The 24,670-nt window shown below is 29.8% G+C and carries 26 protein-coding genes and 1 other RNA gene; 21 read left to right on the top strand and 6 right to left on the bottom strand.

Going from position 1 to position 24,670, the window contains the following annotated elements; translation table 11 throughout:
• Nucleotides 1–34: 34 nt before the first annotated feature.
• From IO99_RS06285 to IO99_RS06270, 4 genes are all read left to right on the top strand, one after another.
• Nucleotides 35–2,437 (top strand): heavy metal translocating P-type ATPase, encoded by a 2,403-nt coding sequence (locus IO99_RS06285; protein WP_035131585.1) that lies wholly within the window; start codon nucleotides 35–37, stop codon nucleotides 2,435–2,437.
• A 409-nt stretch (nucleotides 2,438–2,846) separates the two neighbouring features.
• Nucleotides 2,847–3,116, top strand: coding sequence for a CD3324 family protein (locus tag IO99_RS06280; RefSeq protein WP_035131458.1), 270 nt, complete (start codon nucleotides 2,847–2,849; stop codon nucleotides 3,114–3,116).
• Nucleotides 3,117–3,293: 177 nt separating this feature from the next.
• The gene (locus IO99_RS06275; protein WP_035131457.1) at nucleotides 3,294–3,707 is read left to right on the top strand and encodes a RidA family protein; all 414 of its coding nucleotides are present in this window, start codon (nucleotides 3,294–3,296) and stop codon (nucleotides 3,705–3,707) included.
• A gap of 381 nt (nucleotides 3,708–4,088) precedes the next feature.
• On the top strand, nucleotides 4,089–4,541 hold the full coding sequence (locus IO99_RS06270; protein WP_035131456.1) for a GNAT family N-acetyltransferase: 453 nt from the start codon (nucleotides 4,089–4,091) through the stop codon (nucleotides 4,539–4,541).
• Between the two features lie 204 nt (nucleotides 4,542–4,745).
• On the opposite strand, the gene IO99_RS06265 is transcribed toward IO99_RS06270, so the two are convergent.
• The 4 genes from IO99_RS06265 to IO99_RS06255 all read right to left on the bottom strand — a co-directional run bounded on the left by IO99_RS06265 (nucleotide 4,746) and on the right by IO99_RS06255 (nucleotide 6,982).
• Entirely contained in the window at nucleotides 4,746–5,351 is a 606-nt protein-coding gene (locus IO99_RS06265) for an alpha/beta fold hydrolase (protein ID WP_035131455.1), read from the bottom strand.
• Between the two features lie 2 nt (nucleotides 5,352–5,353).
• On the bottom strand, nucleotides 5,354–5,518 hold the full coding sequence (locus tag IO99_RS18995) for a hypothetical protein (protein WP_156964302.1): 165 nt from the start codon (nucleotides 5,516–5,518) through the stop codon (nucleotides 5,354–5,356).
• A gap of 195 nt (nucleotides 5,519–5,713) precedes the next feature.
• The gene (locus IO99_RS06260; RefSeq protein ID WP_035131454.1) at nucleotides 5,714–6,337 is read right to left on the bottom strand and encodes a histidine phosphatase family protein; all 624 of its coding nucleotides are present in this window, start codon (nucleotides 6,335–6,337) and stop codon (nucleotides 5,714–5,716) included.
• A gap of 123 nt (nucleotides 6,338–6,460) precedes the next feature.
• Entirely contained in the window at nucleotides 6,461–6,982 is a 522-nt protein-coding gene (locus IO99_RS06255) for a GNAT family N-acetyltransferase (RefSeq protein WP_035131453.1), read from the bottom strand.
• 456 nt (nucleotides 6,983–7,438) lie between these two features.
• Between IO99_RS06255 and IO99_RS06250 the strand changes: the two genes are divergently transcribed.
• From IO99_RS06250 to abc-f, 15 genes are all read left to right on the top strand, one after another.
• Complete coding sequence (locus tag IO99_RS06250) at nucleotides 7,439–7,978, top strand: GNAT family N-acetyltransferase (protein ID WP_035131451.1); 540 nt, start codon at nucleotides 7,439–7,441, stop codon at nucleotides 7,976–7,978.
• A 202-nt stretch (nucleotides 7,979–8,180) separates the two neighbouring features.
• A complete protein-coding gene (locus tag IO99_RS06245; RefSeq protein ID WP_035131449.1) occupies nucleotides 8,181–8,651 on the top strand; it encodes a GNAT family N-acetyltransferase in 471 nt (156 codons plus the stop codon).
• 221 nt (nucleotides 8,652–8,872) lie between these two features.
• Nucleotides 8,873–10,168 carry an HAD hydrolase-like protein gene (locus IO99_RS06240; protein WP_035131447.1) on the top strand — a complete coding sequence of 432 codons (1,296 nt, stop codon included), beginning with the start codon at nucleotides 8,873–8,875 and terminating at the stop codon, nucleotides 10,166–10,168.
• Between the two features lie 98 nt (nucleotides 10,169–10,266).
• Nucleotides 10,267–10,731, top strand: coding sequence for an HD domain-containing protein (locus IO99_RS06235; protein WP_035131446.1), 465 nt, complete (start codon nucleotides 10,267–10,269; stop codon nucleotides 10,729–10,731).
• Between the two features lie 423 nt (nucleotides 10,732–11,154).
• Nucleotides 11,155–11,712: a hypothetical protein gene (locus IO99_RS06230; protein ID WP_051823961.1), complete on the top strand. Its 558-nt coding sequence runs from the start codon at nucleotides 11,155–11,157 to the stop codon at nucleotides 11,710–11,712.
• A gap of 147 nt (nucleotides 11,713–11,859) precedes the next feature.
• Nucleotides 11,860–12,513, top strand: coding sequence for an HAD family hydrolase (locus tag IO99_RS06225; RefSeq protein WP_035131444.1), 654 nt, complete (start codon nucleotides 11,860–11,862; stop codon nucleotides 12,511–12,513).
• 6 nt (nucleotides 12,514–12,519) lie between these two features.
• Nucleotides 12,520–12,738, top strand: a complete 219-nt coding sequence (locus tag IO99_RS06220) for a methyltransferase domain-containing protein (protein WP_035131442.1) — start codon at nucleotides 12,520–12,522, stop codon at nucleotides 12,736–12,738.
• 77 nt (nucleotides 12,739–12,815) lie between these two features.
• On the top strand, nucleotides 12,816–13,352 hold the full coding sequence (locus IO99_RS06215) for a hypothetical protein (RefSeq protein WP_156964301.1): 537 nt from the start codon (nucleotides 12,816–12,818) through the stop codon (nucleotides 13,350–13,352).
• A 99-nt stretch (nucleotides 13,353–13,451) separates the two neighbouring features.
• Entirely contained in the window at nucleotides 13,452–13,625 is a 174-nt protein-coding gene (locus tag IO99_RS18990; protein WP_156964300.1) for a hypothetical protein, read from the top strand.
• A 367-nt stretch (nucleotides 13,626–13,992) separates the two neighbouring features.
• Nucleotides 13,993–14,469, top strand: coding sequence for a GNAT family N-acetyltransferase (locus IO99_RS06210; RefSeq protein WP_035131439.1), 477 nt, complete (start codon nucleotides 13,993–13,995; stop codon nucleotides 14,467–14,469).
• A 380-nt stretch (nucleotides 14,470–14,849) separates the two neighbouring features.
• The gene (locus IO99_RS06205) at nucleotides 14,850–15,290 is read left to right on the top strand and encodes an NUDIX hydrolase (protein ID WP_051823960.1); all 441 of its coding nucleotides are present in this window, start codon (nucleotides 14,850–14,852) and stop codon (nucleotides 15,288–15,290) included.
• A 268-nt stretch (nucleotides 15,291–15,558) separates the two neighbouring features.
• Complete coding sequence (locus tag IO99_RS06200) at nucleotides 15,559–15,759, top strand: hypothetical protein (protein ID WP_035131437.1); 201 nt, start codon at nucleotides 15,559–15,561, stop codon at nucleotides 15,757–15,759.
• 138 nt (nucleotides 15,760–15,897) lie between these two features.
• On the top strand, nucleotides 15,898–17,349 hold the full coding sequence (locus IO99_RS06195) for a hypothetical protein (RefSeq protein ID WP_035131436.1): 1,452 nt from the start codon (nucleotides 15,898–15,900) through the stop codon (nucleotides 17,347–17,349).
• Between the two features lie 272 nt (nucleotides 17,350–17,621).
• Nucleotides 17,622–18,197, top strand: coding sequence for a GNAT family N-acetyltransferase (locus IO99_RS18330; protein ID WP_051823959.1), 576 nt, complete (start codon nucleotides 17,622–17,624; stop codon nucleotides 18,195–18,197).
• A 532-nt stretch (nucleotides 18,198–18,729) separates the two neighbouring features.
• Nucleotides 18,730–20,706, top strand: coding sequence for a ribosomal protection-like ABC-F family protein (abc-f, locus tag IO99_RS06185; RefSeq protein ID WP_035131435.1), 1,977 nt, complete (start codon nucleotides 18,730–18,732; stop codon nucleotides 20,704–20,706).
• Nucleotides 20,707–20,877: 171 nt separating this feature from the next.
• On the opposite strand, the gene ssrS is transcribed toward abc-f, so the two are convergent.
• A non-coding RNA gene (gene ssrS / locus IO99_RS18685) (6S RNA) lies at nucleotides 20,878–21,070 on the bottom strand.
• A gap of 310 nt (nucleotides 21,071–21,380) precedes the next feature.
• Here ssrS and IO99_RS06180 point away from each other — a divergent pair.
• Together IO99_RS06180 and cypC are read left to right on the top strand one after the other, a co-directional pair.
• Nucleotides 21,381–22,394, top strand: coding sequence for a CPBP family intramembrane glutamic endopeptidase (locus IO99_RS06180; RefSeq protein ID WP_035131434.1), 1,014 nt, complete (start codon nucleotides 21,381–21,383; stop codon nucleotides 22,392–22,394).
• A 214-nt stretch (nucleotides 22,395–22,608) separates the two neighbouring features.
• Nucleotides 22,609–23,868: a CYP152 family fatty-acid peroxygenase CypC gene (gene cypC / locus IO99_RS06175; protein ID WP_035131433.1), complete on the top strand. Its 1,260-nt coding sequence runs from the start codon at nucleotides 22,609–22,611 to the stop codon at nucleotides 23,866–23,868.
• Nucleotides 23,869–24,016: 148 nt separating this feature from the next.
• On the opposite strand, the gene IO99_RS06170 is transcribed toward cypC, so the two are convergent.
• Complete coding sequence (locus IO99_RS06170; RefSeq protein ID WP_035131432.1) at nucleotides 24,017–24,574, bottom strand: hypothetical protein; 558 nt, start codon at nucleotides 24,572–24,574, stop codon at nucleotides 24,017–24,019.
• Between the last annotated feature and the right edge of the window lie 96 nt (nucleotides 24,575–24,670).

Genomic DNA, 24,670 nt, shown 5'->3' with positions numbered 1-24,670 from the left:
AAAATCTCAATCAAGTAATAAATCAAATACGATTATGGAACTGAGAACAGCGACAAAGAAAAACGTTGGAGAAATAAAAAAGCAATTTATTTTGGAAGGGCTAGACTGTGCACATTGTGCATCAAAAATAGAGACAAAGCTAAATAGTATTGATGGAATTGCAAATGCATCAGTAAACTTTGTCACTAAAACTTTAACTATGGAATTAGAAGAAATAAGTAAAGTTAATGAGTTAATTGCTTCATCTATAGAGTCCATAAACAAAATTGAATCACATGTAAAGGTTAAGGAAAAGACTATAGGAAAGTCAAATAAATTAGTGATAATTCTTGAGGGGTTATGCTGTGCAAATTGCGCATCAAAAATTGAAAAGGAATCTCAAAATATTACTAATGTTAGTAGTGCTATAGTTGATTTTGTAGCTCAAAAACTTATTCTAGAATTGGAAAACAATAGCGATAAAGATAACATTGTTGAAATGGTTAAACAAATTGTTAAAAGGATTGAACCCGATGTAAAAGTATATGTTGAAGAAGGAAATCAGAACAGAAAGCAAAGATCCCATGATCATAATCATGATCATGAGCATGAAAATAGCAAAAAGGAATTTGTAAGACTTGGAGTTGGCGCAGCAATTTTTGCCATTGCTACAGCTTTTAAATTTAATTTTTATGTTGAGTTATCATTGTTTTTAGTTAGTTATCTCCTTGTTGGTGGAGAAGTTGTGTTAAGAGCACTGAAAAATATTAGAGGAGGTCAAATTTTTGATGAAAACTTCCTTATGAGTATAGCTACTATAGGAGCTTTTGCTATTGGTGAGTTCCCAGAAGGTGTAGCAGTTATGCTATTCTATCAATTAGGTGAAATATTCCAAGGTATGGCTGTAAATCGCTCAAGAAAATCCATAGCAGAATTAATGGATATAAGACCGGATTTTGCGAACTTAAAAATTGGTAGTGATATTAAAAAGGTATCACCAGAAGAGGTTAATATAGGTGACATTATAGTTGTAAGACCTGGGGAAAAGGTTCCTCTAGATGGTAAAGTAATTGAAGGAATTTCTATGGTAGATACTTCTGCACTTACTGGTGAATCAGTTCCTAGAGAGGTAGAAATAGGAGATAATATACTAGGCGGAGTTATTAATAAAAATGGACTATTAACTATAGAAGTAGAAAAAGAATTTGGAGATTCTACTATTGCTAAGATACTTGATTTAGTTCAAAATGCAAGTAGTAAAAAAGCTCCCACAGAAAACTTTATAACTAAATTTGCAAGATATTATACACCTGCTGTGGTTTTCTCAGCATTAGCATTAGCTGTATTACCACCACTATTTATAAGTGGAGCTACCTTCTCAGAGTGGATATATAGAGCATTAGCCTTTTTAGTAGTATCTTGCCCATGTGCTTTAGTTGTATCTATTCCCCTTGGTTTCTTTGGTGGTATAGGTGGAGCTTCAAAAAATGGAATACTTGTTAAAGGTGGAAACTACCTTGAGGCATTAAATAATGTAGAAGTTGTAGTATTTGATAAAACTGGAACATTAACTAAGGGGGTATTTAAGGTGACAGAAATACAACCTCAAGGCAATGTATCAAGGGACGAACTTATCACTTATGCAGCCTTTGCTGAGAGCTTTTCTAATCATTCAATAGCAACTTCTATTGTTAAAGCATATAGTAAGGAAATAGATAATCAATCAATTGAAAATTATGAAGAGATTTCAGGACATGGTGTAAAAGCCACTGTTTTAGGAAAAGAAGTTTTAGCAGGTAATTATAAGTTAATGAATAAAGAAAATATATCCTATGCACAAGTTGAAACAATAGGTACTGTAGTGCATGTTGCTGTTAATAAAGAGTATGCAGGATATATAGTTATCTCAGATGAAGTGAAAGAAGATTCAGCTAAGGCAATTAAAGCTTTAAAAGAAATTGGTGTTAGAAAAACTGTTATGCTTACAGGAGATAATAAAGTTGTTGGAACTAAAGTTGCCAAGCAATTAGGGTTAGATGAAGTATATTCAGAGTTATTACCAGATCAAAAGGTTGAAAAAGTAGAAGCATTAGATAAAGAAAAATCCTCTAAAGGCAAGTTAATATTTGTTGGTGATGGAATAAATGATGCTCCAGTTTTAGCAAGAGCAGATATTGGGATAGCTATGGGTGGTGTTGGATCAGATGCGGCAATAGAAGCTGCTGACGTTGTAATAATGACTGATGAACCTTCAAAGATTGCATCTGCAATAAAAATAGCTAAGAAAACAAGAGCAATAGTAATGCAAAATATTGTTTTTGCTTTAGGTATTAAAGCAATAATATTAGTACTTGTAGCTCTTGGATTAGGAACTATGTGGGAGGCTGTATTTGGTGATGTAGGTGTAACACTAATTGCGGTACTAAACTCCATGAGAGCAATGAAAACAGCGCAATAAATTAATTCTTAGATCTCAATATTCTTAAATAGCGTAACAAATATATAATTAAATAACGTATCTAAAATACCGTATTATTCAAATGAATATGCGGTATTTTTGTTTTGTAATTCAAATATATTATGCAATTTGTAGGATTTGCGAACTAGATAATAAATTATGTTCTTTAAAAATTGCGTATCGTCTTAATAAATAATATAATTGACTTAATACAAATAGGGAGTGTGATATCATGAATATTAATCTCATGGATAGAAAAATGCTTAAAATACTCTGTGCAAAGTCTGTAAGTATGAGTTTGGGCGACAATTTGCACAGAGATAGATTTTAGTCGCTTTTCATAAATAAATTCATACATATACAGGCTTTGTTTCCTTAATTAAATAATAAATTTAAGGAAGTGAGCTTTATGAAATATGTAAGAATTGATAGAATATTACCAGATGATTTAGTTAAAGAAATTCAAAAGTATATTCAAGGTGAATATATATATGTCCCTTCCCCTCCTGAAAAGAGAAAAAGATGGGGTGAAAAATCTAAAAGCCGAGATTATATAAAAGCTAGAAATGCAAAGATATTAAACCAATATATAGGTGGGCAATCAATTAGCAATCTTGCTGAAGAATTCTTCCTTTCACATAGTAGTATTAAGAAAATTGTATATAAAAAGGATAAGTAATCAAAAGCTACCACTCTTGTAATGTGTGGTAGCTTTTGTATAAAAGATGATATAGAAACGATTATTATCTTTCTTAAAAAATATGGAAGCTTTAAAATGATATTGAACATAAAATTCATTTTAAAAATGAATTTGTAATTATTCTCGTAGATATTAGAACAAAAGGAGAGAGTCAAAATGAATAAAAAAATATCATTAATTCATTCTACAAATTTAGCTCCAGTAGATTATGCTTATGCTGGACGCATACCTTCAGGAATGGACTTATTATTTTTGGCGGGTGCATGTCCCATTAATAGAGATGGAGAAGTACCTAATTTGAGTGATTATGAGCTTCAGGCAAAACTTTGTGTAGAGAATTTGAAGGAAGCACTGAAGGACTGTGGGGCAACTTTGGAAGACATTGTTTATACAAGAGTTCTTGTAGCATCTCAAAATCAGTCAGATTTGGTAACTGCATGGGAAACAATAATAAAAGAGTTTGGTAATCATGATGTTCCAAGCACCTTATTTGGAGTTACAGTATTAGGATATGCAAATCAATTGGTAGAAATCGAAGCAGTAGCAGCAGTAGAAAATAATTCAAAGTGATTGAAGTATAGAGGTGAACTAATTCACACTATTCTTATTTGACGTAACAACTGAAAAAACGAGCGATTTATTAAAACACTGTATTATTCAAATTTGAATTTTACAGTGTTTTTTACGTTGTATTTCAAATGTATAATGAGATAACCAAGAGACACGCCAACCGTATATTCTTATATAATTGTTCTTTTACAATATATTAATATATGTTGTAAAATATGTTATAATATAGGATGTAAAATCAAATATAAGTATCTATTGTACAAAAATATGAACTTATTTTATAGTGATTGGAGTAAAAAGATGGAAATTTCTGAATGTTGGAACATTAATAATCTTACAATACATAAGGCTAAAATTGATTAAAATAAAGGAGGAATATAGATGTTTGAGTTCAAAGATTTTGATTACTTAACTGATGGCGAGATTGATTTAAAGATTGATGAAAAAACTCCAGCTAATGAGGAAAAAGGCTATGTACCTGCATATAAATATAGAATTACTCTACATGATTCAGATGATAGTATAGGTGCTATTGATATCCGAATCGGGTACAATGAAAATCTATATTATGGTGGACATATTGGTTATAGAGTTGAAGAAAACTATAGGGGAAATAATTATGCTTCAAAGGCTTGTAAAATTATCAAAGATGTAGCAATTGCACATGGAATGAATAGACTTATAATAACTTGCAATCCAGAGAACTACCCATCTCGAAAAACTTGCGAAAAAACAGGACTTAAACTTAAAGAGATAGTAGATTTGCCACCATATAATGAACTGTATCTAGAGGGAGAACGACAAGAGTGCATATATGAATGGATTTTAGAATAGTTATTGCCCGTAATTTTCTACAGAAACAGTAATTGTAAAGTTCATCATTAATGAATACAATATGATTAGTAAATTTATTTGGCATACTGACCAACTCCGGTGTAATATTTGTGTCGTAACTTATATTTAACACGGAAAAGTCAGTATGCCATATTTATTTTTGATAATAATACCAATTCAACTTTTTATTTTGTAGAACTAAAGTTATTCATTAAACTGTTTTAACACCCAAGGTAATACCACATCCACATTATTTATTAGTCCATAATGATCTAGATCATTAAATATTTTTAAATTTATATTATGCTTATTTAATTCTTCTTTTTGAAAATTTAGCTGTTCTAACAACTCACTATTATCATTTGTCCCGGAATAAATAGCTAACTTGGTATCAATATCCATTGGCGTTATGCAAGGCCAATTTTGCCATACTTTATATTGAGCGATTAATATTTCTAAGTTTGTTTCTTTAATCCACAGCTTATCCTCATATGTTAAATCTACTTCATCTAGGGAATTTGTTCTTTTATGATAATTAAATTTTTCATATTTATCTATCATCTTTGGTGCAACAAATTTAAAAAAATAATCTCCCAAACAACTACCTGCACATACAGCTTTCTTTATTTTATTGTTGTTTTTTAACATCTGAAAACCTATTGTCGCCCCATATGACCAACCAAAATAATAGCAGGACTCTATATTGCAATCTTTTAATATATTATTAAAGTCTTCCATTATGTTTTCTACTGAATAAAAGCTAGGTTCTTCTGATTTATCACTATCACCATATCCTCTTATATCTGGCATTATTAAAAAAATTTTTCACTTAAAATTTTAACCCAGTTAGTATCATTCCATAACTTTCTATTATAACGTCCTGCGCCTGCATGTGCCAATAACAATGCAGGACCTTTACCAGCTACACTATAAGCAATCTTTGCTCCGTCACTTGAAATAATATACCTTGTATCCATCTTATATTCCCCCTTCACATACAATTGGACAATTTCAAAACACTCTATTATCACCTAATACTATTACGTTCTCTTTTCCTTATTTTGTAGGTACCATGAAATTCTTAAAAATGTAGGTTTAAGGCACATTTTCAGTCATTAAATTATAAGCCTTTGATAAAATTTTTTCTTTTGCAAATATTACCTAATCCAATATTAATTATACTGTAAATGCTCAATATTATTACTCATAACTATTTTCCAATTTCCATCTATATACTCAATCTTATGAATACCAGTAGGAGATGTTTTGCATAAATTAGGTGACTTGTTGGTCCACTCATAATTATTCAATATGTAGTATAAAACATTTATGACTCCACCATGAGTAACAATCATTATATTTTCTTTCTCTGTTTCCATAGAAATATTATTACAAAGATATTCAAAAGAACTCTTTATTCTATTGTAAAACTCAATAGGACTTTCGCCCCCTGGATATCTCTCATTCATATCTAATGTATTATAAAAAAGCCCAGGATATCTTTCTAAAGCCTCTTTATTATCCATTCCTGCCAACTCTCCATTATTGATTTCGCGCCAATCACTAGAATATTCCACTTTTATATGTAGTATATTTTCAATTTCCATGGTTGTTTCGATAGCTCGTACTAAATCACTACTAATTATTTTATTAATATTATACTTTTCTTTATTCTTCCATAGAAAGCTTGCTAATAATCTTGCTTGCTTAGTGCCATCTTCTATTAACCCTAAATTGCTCCATCCACCTCTATAATTGCCATCATCCTGACCATGTCTAACTAGATATATTCTCAATTATAATCCGCCCCTTCATTAATAAGATAAGTTTGTCTAAAACTATTTATATTCCTAGAAGACCTGATGCAATTCATATACCCATAAACATGTAATTTCAACAATTATTTACGATTACACTGACTATTCACCTAACATATTTAATTGTATTGTAATTACATATTTTTCGTCATCAAAATAATCAATTATCTGTCCGCCATTTTTAAGCATTACTTTAATAGTTGGAATTTTATTTTTGTATGGAAATAACTTTATATCGTCATAACCAAAGGAGATACATTTCTTTAATAATTCTTTAAGCAGGATATTCCCATAACCCTTTCCACGGTATAGCTTACTAATTGCATACCCTAAATTACCGACACCTATACTTTCTAAATACTTACTTGAACTATGTCTAATTCTTCCTATACCAACAGGCTTATCATTAATGTATAAGAAGTAGGTTGTTTCTGGAATCCATCCATCAGGTAAATTATTCCCCTTCGAATAATCATCTTCTTTTTGAAGCCATAAAAGATATTCTTCATATGACTCTTCATAAACTGGATTAGAAAAACCATTCTCATTGTTTTTTATGTTTTGTAACATTTCATATTCTTCACTACAACAATTCAAAGATAATTGTTTAATTTCTATTTTCATGCCTATACTCCATTAAATATAAATTAATTTGCAAAAATGTATTATTATCCATTTATTTAATTATACATGGTATAAATACATAATTGCAAATATTTTACACGAACTGTACATAAATGTAATCGGTAAATACCAAGTCGCATTGACAAGATATTTACACGATTAGTTTTAATTTTCTTATTTGGCTCTGTTATTTTATGAAGGTTCAATAACTATAAAATCAAATAAATTTTTATAATACCGTATTATTTAAACGAATGTACGGTATTTTTTAGTTCGCAATTCAAGAAAATAATGAGATAAACAAGAGCCATGCCAACCATACATTCTTATATAATTGTTCTTTGAAAACAGATTAATACATGTTGGCAAATATGTTATAATATAGGTAATACAATCAAATATAAGTAACTATTTTACAAAAATATGAACTTGTTTTATAGTGATTGGAGGGAAAAAGTGAAAATTTCTGAAAATTGGAACATTAATAATCTTACAATGCGTAAGGCTAAAATTGATGATATAAAAGATTTGAATAGTATCTGTACTTCTTGGGAAGATAAAATTCTTCTGGAGGGTGACGTATTTCCTAAAGGATATATTGAAAATTGCATCAATAATGGTGATTTACCACCAATTAAAGGTGCTGATATATCTAATTACTATCTTATGATAATACAAAAAACAGATGGTGAGATTATAGGATTTTTTGATTTATATCATGGTTATCCGAATAATGAAACAACCTGGATAAGTATTTTTCTAATTGATAAAGCAGTTCAGGGAAATTCTTACGGCAAAGAAGTTGTTGAGTCAATCTGTCAAGAATGTAAAAATTCAGGTTGGAAATCAATAGGGCTTGGAGTCCACTTAAAGAACTGGAAGGGCCTTCGTTTTTGGACAAGTAATGGCTTTGATAGAATAATTGGTGTTTGGGGAGATAAAGAATATAGTGAAACTACATTTTCAATTATTGGACTTAAGAAAGAACTGTTATAATTTGCAGCATTTCAAACTTATATAATTGATCAGAATTGTATTATTCATCTATTTATCCCATTAAATAATAAGAGTGAATATTAAGTGATAATAATAGTTTGATTCTACTAAATAATTTGATATTTAGCCAATTTTTAGATGATGTAGTAAATTAACAGTTTTAAGATATTACATAGCAACTTGCAAAGGAGGAGGGGATATTTTGAATTATGTTTTTATTCCTATGAATAAAGAATATGCAAATGAGATTGCATATAATTGGAAATATAATGGAGTATATTCATTCTATGACATGATAGCTGACGAAGATGATTTAAAAGAATTTCTTAATGAAGATAATTGGGAAGGACGTTATTTCGCAATTCTTAATGATGAATGTGATTTAGTTGCTTTTTACTCATACTGCTTTGAAGGTGGTATTATGTGGATAGGTTTTGGTCTAAAGCCTGAATTAACTGGGAGAGGGATCGGAACTGAATTTGTAGTTGCAGGTATTGACTTTGGTATAAAAAAATTTGAGTATAAGCAAGATTATATTATGTTGGCAGTTGCTTCATTTAATAAGCGAGCAATAAAAGTATATGAGAACATAGGCTTCCAGTTTGTAGAGAAGTATATGCAAAAAACAAATGGTGGAGAGTTTGAGTTTATTAAGATGAAAAAAATAATATAAATAATAATGTAACTATTGATAGCAAGGAAAAATCAACTTTTAAACAATAAGTTCTTATACTAATAATGTAAAAAACAACAATAAGCGATTTCGCTTTTCTTACATTTTTGTAGGATGTTTCTGTATTTTTAAATTGTACGTGTTATATCCTTGAAATATTTTAAGAGTATATATCTGCATTATTGATAAGCAAACTATAAATTTATATTGAGGTGAAGAATATGTATACATACAAAACTATTATTTTTGATTTAGACGGTACTTTATTTAAAACAGATACAGTATTTATAGATGCTATACATCATACATGCATATCAAGAGGAATGGAACCAATTGATAAAGAAAGACTTCTTAAACTTATAGGAAAACCCTCATCTACGATATGTAGGGAGTTATTTGGAGAAACTTTGAGTCATGACGAAGTTCAATGTATTAGAGATGAGCTTAGAACTTATGAGGACAAGTTAATTGCTAAATCAGCACAGCTGTATAAAGGCGTTAAAACTATGTTAAGTGACCTTAAAAATGAAGGCTATACATTAGGAATTTGCACTAATGGTAGCAGGGAATATATGAATAAAATATTATCTCATTTTAATATAGAGGAATATTTTCAAATTAAAAAGTCAAGAGATGAAGGATTAGAAAAATTTCAAATTATAAAGCAAATACTAGATGAAAATGCAAGCTGCAGTGCCATTATAGTTGGAGATACTTCTATAGACTTCGATGCAGCTGATGTAGCTAGGTGCTTATCTGTAGGTGTATCATATGGCTATGGTGGAGATGACTATAAAAATTCAGATTTTATTGCAGGTAATCCATCAGATATTTACAGGATTATTAGAAAGATTAATGGAATTTACAAAGAAATCGCAGGATATATTATCAATAGAAAGCAAAAAAACAAACCCTTGATAGTGGGAATTAATGGTGTGGATGCATCTGGAAAATCAACATTTGCAAAAGAACTTGCCAGATACCTTATTATGATTGGATTTAAAAGTCATACTATTTCTATAGATGATTTTCATAATCCTTCAAAGATAAGAAACAAGGAAAAGAATCCTGTCATTTCATATCTTAATAATGCATTTAATATTACGAAAATCGAAAATGAGATTATGAAACCTCTTGTAACTGAAAATAAATTAGATAAAGAGCTTTTACTGCTAAATCTTGAAACGGATGAGTTTATCAATAATAAGAGATATGTTATAGATGAAGACACTATTGTGCTTTTTGAAGGTGTACTGCTCTATAGAGAGCCGCTTAATCAATATTTTGATTTTCGAATATTTATAGATATTTCCTTTGATGAAGTATTAGAAAGAGCGGCAAAGAGAGATTTAAATCTACTTGGTAAAAATGTTATTGAAAAGTATAACAATAAGTATATACCTATACAAAAATTATATATTGAAAAATATAACCCTAAGATTCTAAGTGATGTTATTATTGATAACAATAATTATTGGAACCCCAAGATCGTACAGCATCCTAATGTTAATAGGTGAAAGTAAGTCGGAATACAATTGAAAGAATTGAAAGAAGAGCATTTACATGAAATAAATGTTAAGTAACTAGTACTTATATCGGGAGGTGTAAAACAATAATGAACAGAATAGAGGTCTTGAGACAATATATTGATGAAATACTTTTGAATATGACAGATGTTGAAGAAAGAAGATGTGCTTACTTGCATCTATATGGAGTTGCTCAATCTTGTACATTAATTGCATTAAAGCGTGGAGTAAACGCCGAACTTGCGACAATGACAGGTATGCTTCATGATATATATACCTATGCTAAAATGGATACAAAAGAGCATGCACAAAAAGGTTCTATCATGGCAAGAGAAATATTAACATCATTACGGATAACAAATGATTATGAAACTAAATTGATTTGCCATGCTATTTATGTTCATAGTAATAAAGAATTAGTTCACACTGAATTTGATGAAGTTTTAAAAGATGCTGATGTACTTCAGCATTGTTTATATAACCCTTTGTTCGAAATAAAGCCACATGAAAAAAACAGGTATAAAAAAATCAAATCTGAATTTGGTATTGGGTAAGGTTAGAATAGTATTGATGTATAATAGAGATTATTAAATGAATGAATTTTTTTATAAAGGATTAGCTAACAGTTTTAATGGTGCTTATTTAGATCAAGACTCAGAGTGGATTTATTATTGTAATCCATTAGATGATATGTAGTAATCTAGTTAAATTTTATATATCGTCTTAGATTACACTTTAATGAGATGTTTTTAGTATATACATACATTTCATTGTCAATTAGTTATGGTAGGCGTGTATAATTATGGATGAGATGAATAATATTCTTATATTATTCATTAGCCAAGGATGGAGTGTAATGAAAGATTATATGTTATTGTAACCTATTGAGAACTAGTGGCCTTTTAAATTCGTATATAGTTTAGATTTATTTAATGGTATAAGTTTAAATATTAGATATATGAAAGGGGTCAACATCAATGAAAAAAATTATTATAGGAATTTTAGCTCTATGCATTATTGGAGCTATAGTCGTAGCTATATATGTATCACATACAAAGACAAGTATTTCCATTTGTAAGGAAACTACTAACCCAATACAGAATGATAATAATCAGTATACTGAAGAAGAGGTTAAACGGGTTAAATTGTATGTTGCAGTTATGAGTGCAGCCTTCCAAATAGAGAATGGAGGAAACGGCTTTATTGCTGTACAAAAAGACACATTAGACGGACTTATAGAAGAAAAGGCAAAGGAAGATGTACTTGAAGGACTTAAAAGTCTATCAGAAAATGTATATTGGTATGAGGATGTTAAAGATGATAAATCACTTTTTGAATTTGATGACAATGGAATGATGGCAAGAACTTTAAATGGGACTATGCTTTCAATTAAAGTAGAGCAATTTAAGAATAATAAAGCTGTGGTTGAAGCTACTTCCTGGTTTGGCAACTTAGGAGCAGTGTTCCCAAAATATAAAGCTGTCTATAAAAATGGTCAATGGGAATTAGAAGTTGTAAGTATGGCTATATCATAACAATATTAATGGATAATTTTATTAGATACTGCATTTAAGCATCTCTTAAAGGAGGTGCTTTTTAATATATAGTCATACATATTATTGTAATTATGTTATAATAAGTTTACAATTGTATAACTTATATTTTAGGATGGTGTATTTAGAATGAAAAATTTGAAACTTGTTTGTTTTGACTTGGATGATACTCTCATTAGAGAAATTCATTCCGTTATGTTGCCATGCATTTTAAATGGGAAAGAAAAAGAGCACTCTCTCATTCAAGAACAGGAAGAAAAAGGACTGCTTGACTATATATCAGCAGATTACCTTAGATCAGAATTGCTTTTAGGTCTTGAAGAACGTAAAATCGCTCAATCTTTTTTAGAGATTGCAAAACCTTTAAAAAATATCAAGAGTGTAGTTGAAGCATTACATGAACAAAATATTAAATGTATTGTTATTACTGTCGGTCCAAAGCAAGTGGCCAAAGTTGTATGTGATATTTGGGGATTTGATTATTATTATGGTAGTGATTATGAAGTAGTTGAAGGAGTATTTACTGGAAAAATCCTTAATTATATTGGGGCGGAACAAAAAATTGAGTGTTTACAAGATTTTTGTAGTAACAATAGGATTAAACCCGAAGAATGCATTGCTGTAGGTGATGGTTCAACAGATATTCCAATTTTTCAATACTGTGGAGGCTCTATCGCAATAAACAGCTCACCGAAAGTTCAACAGAATGCAATGTATGCAGTTGATACAGACGATTTGACGGACATTCTTAAATATATAGGAGAAGTTATCAAAGTTTTATAAATAATATTGGGTAAAGATAGTATTAAGTGTGCAGAATTAGTTTCTAATGCAATGAACATATATAATATAGTTGGATATTACATGTTATATATTGCTTGTGGTACTGGAATACTTGCAACCAAATTAAAGAATATGAATTTTGAAGTTATTGGAATTGATATTTCTGAAGATATGATTAATGTAGCCCAGGAGACTACAACAGGAATTAAATTTGAACTTGAATAAAAAATTCCATATTATATTCAGTTAAAAAACTTTACACTAACGAATAAAATTAAGGGGAATAATATGTGGAGGTAGTTATGAATATCTTTAAAAATCTCAAAGCTAAGCTATTTATAAGAATAGGGGTTATTTTATTGTGTTTAATTGAAATTTCAATTCTTGTGATGGTGTTCTTTAAGTATGATACAGTTATAAGTTATGGATTTTTCACAATACTTATCCCATTTCAAGTATTGTGGTGGTTTAACTTAACTGGTAATAATACTAAAGTTCAAATAACCAACAGACAAAAGATATCTACAATAATTATTAGTATTTCTAGTATATTAATTGCCATGTCGATACCTGCTGCATTACCTAAATATACCTACGTAGAAGGGAAAACAATTTTAGAAGAATCCTTAAATAAAGATGATAGTATGAAGTTTTTAGTTGAGTCGGATAATGTTTATACAATTGATGTCACCCCTTTTCATAAACCTTTCCCTAAATCTTTATTTATAAATAATAAATTCTACTATTATGAAATAATCATTAATGACAATCTAAGATATTTTGCAATAAATCCCCTCACAGGTGAGAGAATAGAGCTAGCAGATAGCTTTTATCACTAATATAGTTCTAATATAACAAACTAAACATTTTCTGTACAAGAATAGTTGCGACATTAATTTTTTTCTTTAGTATACTTTTAGTTGAAAGGAAGTTATCTTATGGATTGGCTTAAAAGAATGAATTGTGCATTGGACTATGTTGAGAATAATCTATTGAGTGAAATTGATATGAATGTTGTCGCTCAAATGGCATGCTGTTCATCTTACAATTTTCAAAATATGTTTTCATTTATAACTGAAATATCTTTGGTTGAATATATAAGGAAAAGCTAATGCGAAAATTAAGTGGCTACTTCCAAAGGAATTTAGCCACTTGATTTTTATAAATATTTCTTTTGTTAGGTATAATCAATATTATTAATCCTTCCAAGTGTGTTATCTTAAATTACTAGCATTAATTAAAGGACTTTGTTTAGGCTTTAACTCTGTATCTAAAGTATTGATATTTTACAAGAAAATATACACGTATGTTCGTTGAATTTAATATATCTTATTTATATAATACTTTAATGAGATGCTTTTAGCATATACATACATTTTATTGCAATTATGCTACAATAAGTTTGTATTACTATATATGTAAATGAAAATTGTAAGAAATGGCTATATATACATTGAAAATAAAGAGGAGAATAAAAGTATGGATATAAAAATAATATCGTCTGAAAACAGGGAACAAATAAATGAGTTTATTAATTCCCATTGGTTTTCTACTGTCATGGTTGTTAGAGGAGAAGTGGTTGATATGACAATTCTTGATGGTTTTGTTACATACGAAGGAGAAAAAATTATTGGATTAATGACATATAAAATTAAGGGTACTGAATGTGAGATTATGTCTTTAGATAGTTTGATGGAAAAGCAAGGAATTGGAACTGCCCTTGTAAACAAAGTTATTGAAATAGCAAAAGATAATGAATGCACTAAAATAAAATTGATTACAACAAATGATAATATAAACGCTCTGCGCTTTTACCAAAAACTTGGATTTGATATGGCAAAACTTTATCATAATGCATTAGATATTTCAAGAAAGTTAAAACCATCTATTCCTTTACTTGGTAATTTTGATATACCCTTAAAACATGAAATTGAATTTGAAATGGACTTATTTTAGTAATAATACTTTAGTTCGTATTTTTCTTATCTTGTCTATAAGTCAATTGGAGATATTAAAATAAAAAAATTATACTTTTACCTAATTTAGAATACATCTAGGTATATACGTAACTATTAACATAGGTAAAAATGTATATAGATAACTATTTAACTATGAATATATAAACCTATTTAACTATTAAAATAGTTGTTGTCGCCATGCGGGTTTCAGAGGTTTTATATTTTTGAAAGTGACATTAGTAGCTGGATAAAGACAAGAGGGCATATATGAATGAATTTTATAATAATTATAGCTCGTAATTTTCTACAGAAAAGTAATTGTAAAGTATCTATATTGAGCATGATAGATGAACTTGATTGGAAATGGGGAATTATAGTATGTCAAATTTAATAAATTTGGTAGGACACCTACCATCAGCTGGAGTTATTATAGTAGATGAAAAAAATAGGGTACTACTACAACTAAGAACTGATAATAATAAATGGAGTATTCCAGGCGGTGCCATGGTTCTAGGTGAAACTACAGAGGAAGCAGCAAAAAGAGAAGTCTTTGAGGAAACCAATTTAGTGGTGGAAGAGCTTAGTCTATTTAATGTTTATTCTGGAGAAGAACAACATTGGATTTATCCTGATGGAAACGAAGTATATTTTATTAGTATTGTGTATATAACAAATAGATTTAGCGGAACTGTGAAAGTTGATGGAATTGAAGGTAAGGAATTAAAATTCTTTGATATAAATAACTTACCTAAGGAAATTACACCCTGCAATAAGCCTATTTTAAGTGATCTGAAAAATAGATTAGTACATAATTTCTAGCTTAAAGATGAGGAAGAGTATTTGATTCTTGTGCATCTCTTTGCAAGGTGCTTATTATATATAACATACATTTTATAGAAATTATTATAATAAGTAATAAAAGTATACTTTTATATACTTTAAGATCTTAAGTACAAAGATTTAAAAATTCTCCTAAGCATAGTTCAATGGTAGCGATTCCTCAAATTGATATTTTAAGAATAATAATATATAATTGCTTGAGAGTCTTATGAGTGACAAAATATGAATATGAAGGAGGTTAATATATATGGCAATCATTACTTTTCTTACTATTGGCTGGATCCTAAGTTGGTTTAAATTTGAACGATTGATTATTCAAGCTTTTAGGGAGCTATTTAACAAAGATATATCAACTGCAACCTATTATTTCCTATTTTTTTGTGTAGGGGTTTTAGGTGAAATAATTTTACTATTCCAAGGTGCTTATTATGAATATTTCTTACATTAGACTTATAGGGTGAATTTTTATTCGCCCTATAAATTTATATATTACTTCAACACGGTATAAAACTTAGCCTAAATATAGAGCATATTCTTAAATTACACATATATATAATATAGAGTAATCTTTTAAAGGAGGATTTCTATGTGTAATTTATTACAAAATTCCAGCTTTGAAGTTGGTCTAGGCGGATGGGGCATTAATAATGTCAGCTTGGAAAGTCGTTTAGCCTTTGAAGGGACGCAAGCGGCTTTAATGAATACAGGAATTTCAAGTCTTTACCAAGATGTTATACTGCCACAAGTAGGAAATAGACCATTACTTTTAAGCTTTTCAGCCCTTTCTTTGTATGATAATTTAATAAGACCTAGTAGAGGCAGCCTTGTTGTTGAAGTTATCTGGCAGAATAGTTCAGGTAATCCTATAGGAACAGGGCTGAGGTTGTTAATTCCAACTACTATGCTAGTTGATAATGATAATAGATTAACCTATGTTGAGGTCACTGATCGACCACCATCAAATGCAGTAAGAGCTAGACTTCAATTCAGTAAAGCAGCTTTAGTTACTGGTGATAATCCCATTATATTAGATAATATTATTTTAGCTCCTGTGGAGGATATCAACCTTATAACGAATCCAGGTTTTCAGGAAAGGCTGTTCGACTGGACAAGCATTAATTCAGTGGCTAGTGGATTACAATCATATGAAGGAACAATCAATGCAGTTCTTAACAGTGGTGGAATTGGAAATATTTACCAAGATGTTCCAATAAGTAGCTTGCCAGCGAACTCTTCCTATCTATTGAGCTTTGCTGTCCGCAGAGGAACTGTTGGCTCTGATTTAGTGGTAAAAGTGGATTACCGTAATAACATTGGTTCTCTTGGGTTAGGGCTAAATCTGTTGATTCCAGCTAATACTTTGAATCAAAGAGGATGGAAAACCTATGCAATAGCTACAGGTATAGCAGCTCCAGTAGGTGCAACCATAGCTCGTGTTTCCTTTGAGGGAACTGCTCCTAATATATCAACCCTTGTAGATAATGTTATTTTAACTATGGTAAAAACTCCTAACTTGCTGTTAAACCCAAGCTTTGAAGATAATTTAAACAATTGGACTTCTGAAAATGTAATATCCACAACTAGTGGAGATGAATTTGAGGGTGAATGGCATGCAAGAGCTGGCAACTCAGCTTATATATTCCAAGATGTTAATATAGAAGGGGCTGGGTGCTGTTACTTGTTAACCTTTGGTGCTCAGGGACTAATAGATTCTGATGCATTGGCTGAAGTAATCTGGCTTAACTCAGAAAAGAGGGAGATTGGACTAGGTACCAGTCTTGTAATTCCTGAATTTGCATTGTTCAAACAGATTGGAACTGGCCAAGATACTCTTATATGGACTTTATTTGCCAGTGTAACTGAACCTGCACCACCAGAAGCAACAGCAGCAAGAGTACTCTTTAGCGTTCCGGCAAGTTCAACTTTGGAAATTGATTTAGTTTCCTTCACTGGTTTGAGTTGTCCACATCCTCCACCAACTCGTGGAATCAAATTTCAAGATATTTTAAATGATGGTTCCGCAAATAAAAGGATTTAGTATTCTGTATAGGGTATAATGTATGGTAACGTTTTGCAGATTTAAGTTATTTAGATATAATTAAAAATATGATTTGCCACCATAAATTAATATGGTGGCAAGTTTTTAGAGTTTTAAGTTTAATACGCAGCCTATACTAGTTCATAATGTTGTTCACTTTAAAGAGTTATAATAAGAACGCATATTTAGTTATTGAATTTTTTATATATTGAGTTATAATTAGGTAAAGTTGTAATTTACCTAAAAATATAATTTTAAAAGGAGTAGTTGTTGTGAGAAAGCTTTTGTTAATAGGTGAAAGAATTTATTTGGAAACACTTACAACCAAAGTTAATGCAAAGACCCTTCAAGAAAACATAAATGATTTTGAGCAGACAAAATATATGCATGAAGTTCCATACCCATATACTTTAGAAGATGCTGAAAGCTATATAAAGTACTTAAATTCTATAAAAGATGATTCTTGCATAGAACTGGGTATTTTCAATAGAAATACAGATGACTTTATAGGAGTTGTTTCCTTAAGTAATATTAATTATCAATATGAAAATGGAGAAATTGGATATTGGATAAGAAAAAAATTTTGGAATAAGGGTTATACCAAAGAAGCAGCACAAATGCTTATTAGGTATGCATTTCAGGAACTAAAGTTAACTAGGATATATGCAACTTTACAAAAGGAGAATACAGGATCTTTAGCTTTATTAACTAGTTTAGGATTTCAAGTAGAAGGATTAATGAGAAAAAGTGTTAAAAATAAGGGGAAGCTAGTTGATAGATATATATGTTCACTACTTAGAGAAGAATATGATGATACCCATGAAAATGCGCAAAAAATCATAGTATAGGTCTTCAATTGGTGGATTTAAATAGCTATGTTGATACAATTTTTAAATGTATTTACATAATATATTAAAAATGGTATAATAAAAAAAAACGCCAAGAGGAGGAAGTAAGTTATGAAACCAGCTATTTGCTAATATTAATTTTAATTTAATAATTAATATATTTTATAATGAGTTTTAATTTACCTAATTATATTTAGGTTTTATTGTTGTGCTCTTTATGGAATAAGGCATTTAGAAGGTAACTTACTTTATTGAAATTAAATACTATAATTTATAATATTTTAATAAGCTTTAACTATTGGAGAAAAAGCTTTGAAGAGTTATATAATGGGATATATAGCATAATAATATGTTTTAAGCTATATCTTATTTAAGTAAATTATAATAGTATTAGAGTATTTCTGACTGTAAGAAGAAACCATCTTCTTACAGTTTTTTATTTTTAAATAATAAAAAGTTATAATAATTAAGGTGTTTTTGTGCCTATCCATGAAATGCATAATTAGAATTATGGATGGAAGAAGGAATTTTTATGTTCGAATTAACATTAAATGGTGTAAAAAAATATATGGATGCAACTCTTGTTCTTAAAAATATATCCTTTCAGATTTATTCAGGAGAAAAAGTTGGTATAGTAGGGGTTAATGGAAGTGGAAAGAGTACTGTTCTTAAGTTAATAGCAGGAGTGTTACCAATGAATTATTGTATTGGGTATCCGGGAGCTACAAGTCCAGGATATGATGAAGGTTTTATTTGTAAGCCTAGAGAAGCTACTTGTGCATACCTTGAGCAAATTCCTAAGTATGAAGATGGCATAAAGGTTATTGATGTTCTAAAATTAGCTTTTGAAGAAGTTTATAGCATAGAGAATAAAATGCGTGAATTAGAAGAAAGAATGAAGTTTTTAGAAGATAATAATTTAGAAAAAGCTTTAAAGCAGTATAGCCAATTAGTTGAATTATATGAAGTTAAAGATGGATACAATACAGAAGAAAAATTAAGTAGGATTTGTACGGGGTTAAAATTAGATGAAAGCTTTTTAAATAAAGAGTTTAATTTATTAAGTGGCGGTGAAAAAACTACGGTTGTCCTTGGCAAACTGCTCATAGATAACCCAGATATATTACTACTAGACGAGCCTACAAATCATCTGGATATGGAGTCAACTGAATGGCTTGAAGCTTATCTTAAAAGCTACAATGGTATTGTAATTATTGTATCTCATGATAGATACTTTTTAGATAATGTGGTAACAAAGATTATAGAAATAGAGGATATGGAAAGTAAGACTTATAAAGGAAATTATTCTGATTTTTCAAAGCAAAAAGAAGAGAATATCCTTGAACAATTTCACCAATATAAGGAGCAGCAAAAGGAGATTAAGAATGTACAGAACGCTATAAAGGAGTTAAGGGATTGGGCAGCTAGGGTAGATAATAATAAATTCTTTAAACGAGCTGCTAGTCTACAAAAAAAGCTTGATAAAATGAAAAGTAGTGATACCGAAAGTAATAAATTTTATCGAACCAGAGGTCAATATGTAAGAACTGAAAAACCGAAGTTTGAAAGAAAGAATATGAAGCTTAACTTTAAAGATGGTGAAAGATCTGGTAATGAGACAATTAAAGCTGAAGGGCTTTCTAAATCTTTTGATGATAATGTTATTTTAAGAGATGTAGATTTATTGATTCATTTCGGTGAAAGAGCAGCATTAATTGGCCCAAACGGTAGTGGTAAAACTACTTTCTTGAAAATGCTTTTAGATGAAGAAATGCCAGATTCTGGTGCAGTGGAATTAGGTGCTAATGTAATGGCGGCATATTTACCGCAGAAAATCACCTTTAAAAATGAGGAGTTTACTGTACTAGAGTGCTTCAGAGAAGATATTTCAATACTTGAAGGGCAAGCACGTGAATATCTATCAAAGTTCATGTTTTATGGGAATAGCGTATTTAAAAAAGTAAAGCATTTATCTGGGGGAGAGAGAATAAGACTAAAGCTTGGTAAGCTATTATATGAAGATGTAAATTTATTGATACTAGATGAGCCTACTAATCATCTTGATATTGACTCCATAGAAAACTTTGAAGAAGCTCTAGAAGACTTTAAAGGAACTATATTCTTCATATCCCACGATAGATATTTTATTAATAAAATAAGTGAAAGAGTAATTGCCATTGAAGACAATGGTTTTAAAAGCTATCCTGGAAATTATGATTATTATAAAAATGTAAAAGAGCAGCTTAAGCTACAAGAAATTAAAGAGCCCGTGGTAAAACCTGAAAAAGTTAAGAAACCTAAAAAGGTTGATGAGGATAAACAGAAGGAAGTGGAAAAGGCTAAGGTTGAAAAAATTATTGAAGGCCTTGAAAATGAAATAAAGGATATTGATGTTGCCATGACTGATGACAAGTTAGATTATGAAAAGCTTAATAAGTTATACTGCAAAAAAGAAGAGTTAAGTAGTAAGCGTGATGAAGCTATGGAATTGTGGGTAAGTTTAAATTAATAACTATAGGTAACTATAATTATATTAGTGAAAAGTTGTAGAAATCATTATCCAGGGACGTAACTCCTCTTTACTCCCATTTTGAAGAAGATGGAAGTATTAGAGCTGGTAGTCATCGGATTAAAACAAAAAGCCAACGCTTAAGACTATAAGCTTGGCTTTAATTTTAATATAAAATCCAAAATACCGGTACTCTAATTTTGAAGCCTATCTCACGATAGGTGGGTGTCCTCACAGATGTCTCAATCGCCCTCAATGCCGTGAAAAGGACTCACAAGAAGGTACATTTCCTCATTTAAATATTGAACTCCCTAAAATTAAATGTAGGTTCAAAATAAGAGCTTAACGCATATTCCAGAAATTTAACTTTTTATTTATTAGTCATTTCCTTGGTGTGAGATTATAATATCATATTTTAGTTTAATGTACAATATATTTTTTTATGGTAAATTAATCCTATAATGTTGTATTTTAATTTAAAGCAAATACCATGATTTGTATATATTTAGTAATTTTGATATAATGAAGTTGTTGAATATTTATGTTTTTTATTTATTATATTTTAATTTAGCAACTTAGTTATATGAGGTAAAAACTTAGTTATATTATGAAACTACATAAATATTCATATAACTTATCTTAGTATAACAGTAATAAATATAAGGAGAGTATTTATGGAAAATTTGGATAAGCAACACAGTGGCAAAGGTACTGTTATTATATTCTTTATAGTATGTTTTGGAATGACAGCACTAATGGGATTTTTAATGGCTTTTGCATATTCTAAAGGGGCTGTAGGTGCATTTCCCCTTGTACAAATGTATTACCCAGCCATGGGAGTTGTGTTGGCATTCTTATGTAACAAGGAAATAAGAACCAGGGCACCTAAAAAGTTTTTTGGAGTATTTTTAATTTTCTCAATGGCATCAGTAATTATACTTTCTATACAGACCTTTACTGGATATGGTGAGCCAGAGATTGTAGCTGGAATATTAGTCACAGCAGGAAGTTTTCTGGGACTTATTATGCTGGGTGTTGAAGATAGCAAAACCAGGGCAGAATTTGGACTTAGCATAAAAAAGAATGGTAAGAAATCATTATTCTATATTCTTATTTTTGTTGTACTTTACTTATTAGCAAATTTAATATCCTGTGCTATAAGTGGATCCCTTGATGATTTTTTTACATACCTTAAGTATCCGACTATTTTTAAATTACTTCTGCTTTTACCATTAAATTTTTTATTTACTTATTTTCTTTTCTTTGGAGAAGAATACGGATGGAGGTATTTCTTACAACCAGTACTTCAGGATAAGTTTGGTAAAAGATGGGGTGTACTTTTACTTGGAGTAATTTGGGGACTTTGGCATTTCCCAATAAATTTATTTTATTATAGTCCAGATACGTCTTTTTATAGCATAGTTACTCAGCTTATAGTTTGTATATGTTACTCTGTTTTCTTTGGCTATGTATATCTTAAGACGGAAAATATTTGGGCTGTGTCCATGATACATTATTTAAACAATAATCTTGGTTTTCTACTCTTTGGTGCAGATGGTTCAAATGCTGTTATTAGGTGGCAAGATGTCATAATTTCACTTGTGATTTTTAGTGTTATTTATTTGCCATTTTTAGCTACAAAAGAATATAGAAAGAAAACTCATATTTCAGAAGAAATAAATAAATAGGAATATATAAAGATACCCACCCAAACTACATAGGTGTATATCTTTATATTTATCTTTAATGTACACTAATAGTTATAGTAAAAAGCCAGTGCTTATGATTTTTAATTAAGCATTGGCTTTATAATTTTTAAATAAAAATCTATTGAATTTTAGTTTCACGAATATTTTTAGATAGTGTGGGAAATATAGGTGGATAGAAAGGGGTAGATAGTAGATGATAATAGATGAAGTTGATAAAAAAGATAAAGATATAGAGAGTTTTTTTAATTTATCTCGGGAAGGATATATGTTTATAAAAAATAGAATGGATCAGTATAAGACTAATATTTTTGAGACTCGACTATTAGGAAAAAAAGTTATTTGCATTAGTGGGGGAGAAGGAGCAAAAATATTTTATGACCAAGAACGATTTAAAAAAAATAATGCATTACCCAAACGAGTACAAAAAACATTATTTGGTATGAATGCCATTCAAACAATGGATGGAGAAGAACATCTTCATAGAAAGAAACTTTTCATGGCCTTAATGACACCATTCAATGGGGAACAATTAGCAAAACTTGTATCAGAGGATTTGGAAGCTAGTATTGATAAGTGGAAAGTCAATGATGAAGTCATACTTTTTCAAGAATCTAAAGAGATTTTATGTAGAGTTGCATGCAAGTGGGCTGGAGTTCCGCTAATAGAATCTGATGTTAAAGAGAGAGCTGAGGATTTTAGTGCAATGGTTGATGCATTTGGAGCAGTTGGACCACGTCACTGGAAAGGCAGAATTGCAAGAAATAAAGCTGAAGAGTGGATAGTTGGTATAATAAAAGATGTACGATCTTACAAGCTAAAGGTAGAAGAAGATTCAGCACTTTATTCAATGGCTTTTCATAAAGATCTTCAGGGTAAAGAACTTAGTGACGAAATGGCAGCAATAGAACTTATAAACGTACTAAGACCCATTGTTGCTATTTCAACTTTTATTACATTTACAGCTTTAGCTCTATATAAACATCCAGAATATAAAGATAAGCTATTAAAAGGTGGTAGTGATTATCTTGAAATGTTCATACAAGAGGTGCGCCGCTACTATCCATTTACACCTTTTCTTGGTGGGATAGTAAAAAAAGATTTCAATTGGAGTAATTATGAATTTAAAGAAGGAATGCTTGTATTACTTGATGTATATGGCACGAATCACGATTCTAGAATTTGGGATAAACCCTATGAGTTTTGCCCAGAGCGTTTTAAGGAATGGGAGGATAACTTATTTAATTTCATACCTCAAGGTGGAGGTAATCCCTTTAAGGGACATCGCTGCCCTGGAGAGAATATCACTATGGAAATAATGAAAGCATACCTTGATTTTCTTGTTAACAAAATTGAGTTTGAAACTCCTGATCAAGATTTAACTTATAGTTTAGTAAGAATGCCTACATTACCTAAAAGTGGATTTGTGATTAAGAATGTGCGAAGAAAATCATAGGATTTTAATAAATATTGAGCATGTACTAGCAATAATACTAAATTACATGCTCAACACTTTATAAAGAATAGTGAATGATTTTAAGACTAAATATATAAGTTGTTTACAGATATCAAGGTGTTAACAAATACTTTTTTATTAAGAAATTTTATGAGGTAATAAAGCTATCTTTACAACTACTTAAATATTTCATGGTTTTTACTAAGAAAACTATACCAAAAATAAATATCGCTAACACATATAAGATATTTATTACAGGTATAAATACTACTATAAAAGCTAATATAGTAGCAATAGTTAATTCTTTATATTGATTCCATCTATTATCAGCTTCTTCAGCTAACACATGCTTATCATGATTGTGAAGCATTTCTTTCATACCCATGAATAAATTGTATATTACATATAAGGTTAATATTAAGGAAGCTAATCCTACAAGAATACCAAATGGTCCTAAAATTCCAAAGGTGATACCACTGTTATTGTTTTTAACTTCGTATATTGAAAAAATAGAAAGTATTATGGTAAAGATATTTAATGTTGAAGCCTTTGAAAAATGCTGGCTATGCTCTTTAAGCTGACTAAAGGCCATAGCAAATAGTATAAATCCAATTACATCGGGGAGTATATCAAAACCACAAATTCTAAAGTCTAAAGATATAAACAAGAATCCCCAAAAAAAATTATTTAAGCCCTTTTCTATCATTTTATGCACCCCTTATTATTTTTTATTACTATACCTATACCCCTTTCTTTTATCCATAAGTTATATGGAAATATTCTCTTACTTATATTAAATCAT

It is taken from the genome of Clostridium sulfidigenes (assembly GCF_000732635.1).
GTDB classification, from domain to species: domain Bacteria; phylum Bacillota; class Clostridia; order Clostridiales; family Clostridiaceae; genus Clostridium_J; species Clostridium_J sulfidigenes.
Note: the sequence above shows the minus strand (reverse complement) of the source record. Positions and strands in the feature narration are given on the sequence as shown.

What these genes read in the sequence shown, in the direction of transcription:
- IO99_RS06205 (WP_051823960.1), top strand. Translation starts at nt 14,850, where the DNA reads ATGTCAAATTTAATAAATTTGGTAGGACACCTACCATCAGCTGGAGTT.
- IO99_RS06270 (WP_035131456.1), top strand. Translation starts at nt 4,089, where the DNA reads ATGTTTGAGTTCAAAGATTTTGATTACTTAACTGATGGCGAGATTGAT.
- IO99_RS06225 (WP_035131444.1), top strand. Translation starts at nt 11,860, where the DNA reads ATGAAAAATTTGAAACTTGTTTGTTTTGACTTGGATGATACTCTCATT.
- IO99_RS06275 (WP_035131457.1), top strand. Translation starts at nt 3,294, where the DNA reads ATGAATAAAAAAATATCATTAATTCATTCTACAAATTTAGCTCCAGTA.
- IO99_RS18995 (WP_156964302.1), bottom strand. Translation starts at nt 5,518, where the DNA reads ATGGATACAAGGTATATTATTTCAAGTGACGGAGCAAAGATTGCTTAT.
- IO99_RS06180 (WP_035131434.1), top strand. Translation starts at nt 21,381, where the DNA reads ATGGAAAATTTGGATAAGCAACACAGTGGCAAAGGTACTGTTATTATA.
- IO99_RS06255 (WP_035131453.1), bottom strand. Translation starts at nt 6,982, where the DNA reads ATGAAAATAGAAATTAAACAATTATCTTTGAATTGTTGTAGTGAAGAA.
- IO99_RS06285 (WP_035131585.1), top strand. Translation starts at nt 35, where the DNA reads ATGGAACTGAGAACAGCGACAAAGAAAAACGTTGGAGAAATAAAAAAG.
- IO99_RS06265 (WP_035131455.1), bottom strand. Translation starts at nt 5,351, where the DNA reads ATGCCAGATATAAGAGGATATGGTGATAGTGATAAATCAGAAGAACCT.
- IO99_RS06280 (WP_035131458.1), top strand. Translation starts at nt 2,847, where the DNA reads ATGAAATATGTAAGAATTGATAGAATATTACCAGATGATTTAGTTAAA.
- IO99_RS06170 (WP_035131432.1), bottom strand. Translation starts at nt 24,574, where the DNA reads ATGATAGAAAAGGGCTTAAATAATTTTTTTTGGGGATTCTTGTTTATA.
- abc-f (WP_035131435.1), top strand. Translation starts at nt 18,730, where the DNA reads ATGTTCGAATTAACATTAAATGGTGTAAAAAAATATATGGATGCAACT.
- IO99_RS06195 (WP_035131436.1), top strand. Translation starts at nt 15,898, where the DNA reads ATGTGTAATTTATTACAAAATTCCAGCTTTGAAGTTGGTCTAGGCGGA.
- IO99_RS06240 (WP_035131447.1), top strand. Translation starts at nt 8,873, where the DNA reads ATGTATACATACAAAACTATTATTTTTGATTTAGACGGTACTTTATTT.
- IO99_RS06210 (WP_035131439.1), top strand. Translation starts at nt 13,993, where the DNA reads ATGGATATAAAAATAATATCGTCTGAAAACAGGGAACAAATAAATGAG.
- IO99_RS18990 (WP_156964300.1), top strand. Translation starts at nt 13,452, where the DNA reads ATGGATTGGCTTAAAAGAATGAATTGTGCATTGGACTATGTTGAGAAT.
- IO99_RS06215 (WP_156964301.1), top strand. Translation starts at nt 12,816, where the DNA reads ATGAATATCTTTAAAAATCTCAAAGCTAAGCTATTTATAAGAATAGGG.
- IO99_RS06200 (WP_035131437.1), top strand. Translation starts at nt 15,559, where the DNA reads ATGGCAATCATTACTTTTCTTACTATTGGCTGGATCCTAAGTTGGTTT.
- IO99_RS06235 (WP_035131446.1), top strand. Translation starts at nt 10,267, where the DNA reads ATGAACAGAATAGAGGTCTTGAGACAATATATTGATGAAATACTTTTG.
- cypC (WP_035131433.1), top strand. Translation starts at nt 22,609, where the DNA reads ATGATAATAGATGAAGTTGATAAAAAAGATAAAGATATAGAGAGTTTT.
- IO99_RS06230 (WP_051823961.1), top strand. Translation starts at nt 11,155, where the DNA reads ATGAAAAAAATTATTATAGGAATTTTAGCTCTATGCATTATTGGAGCT.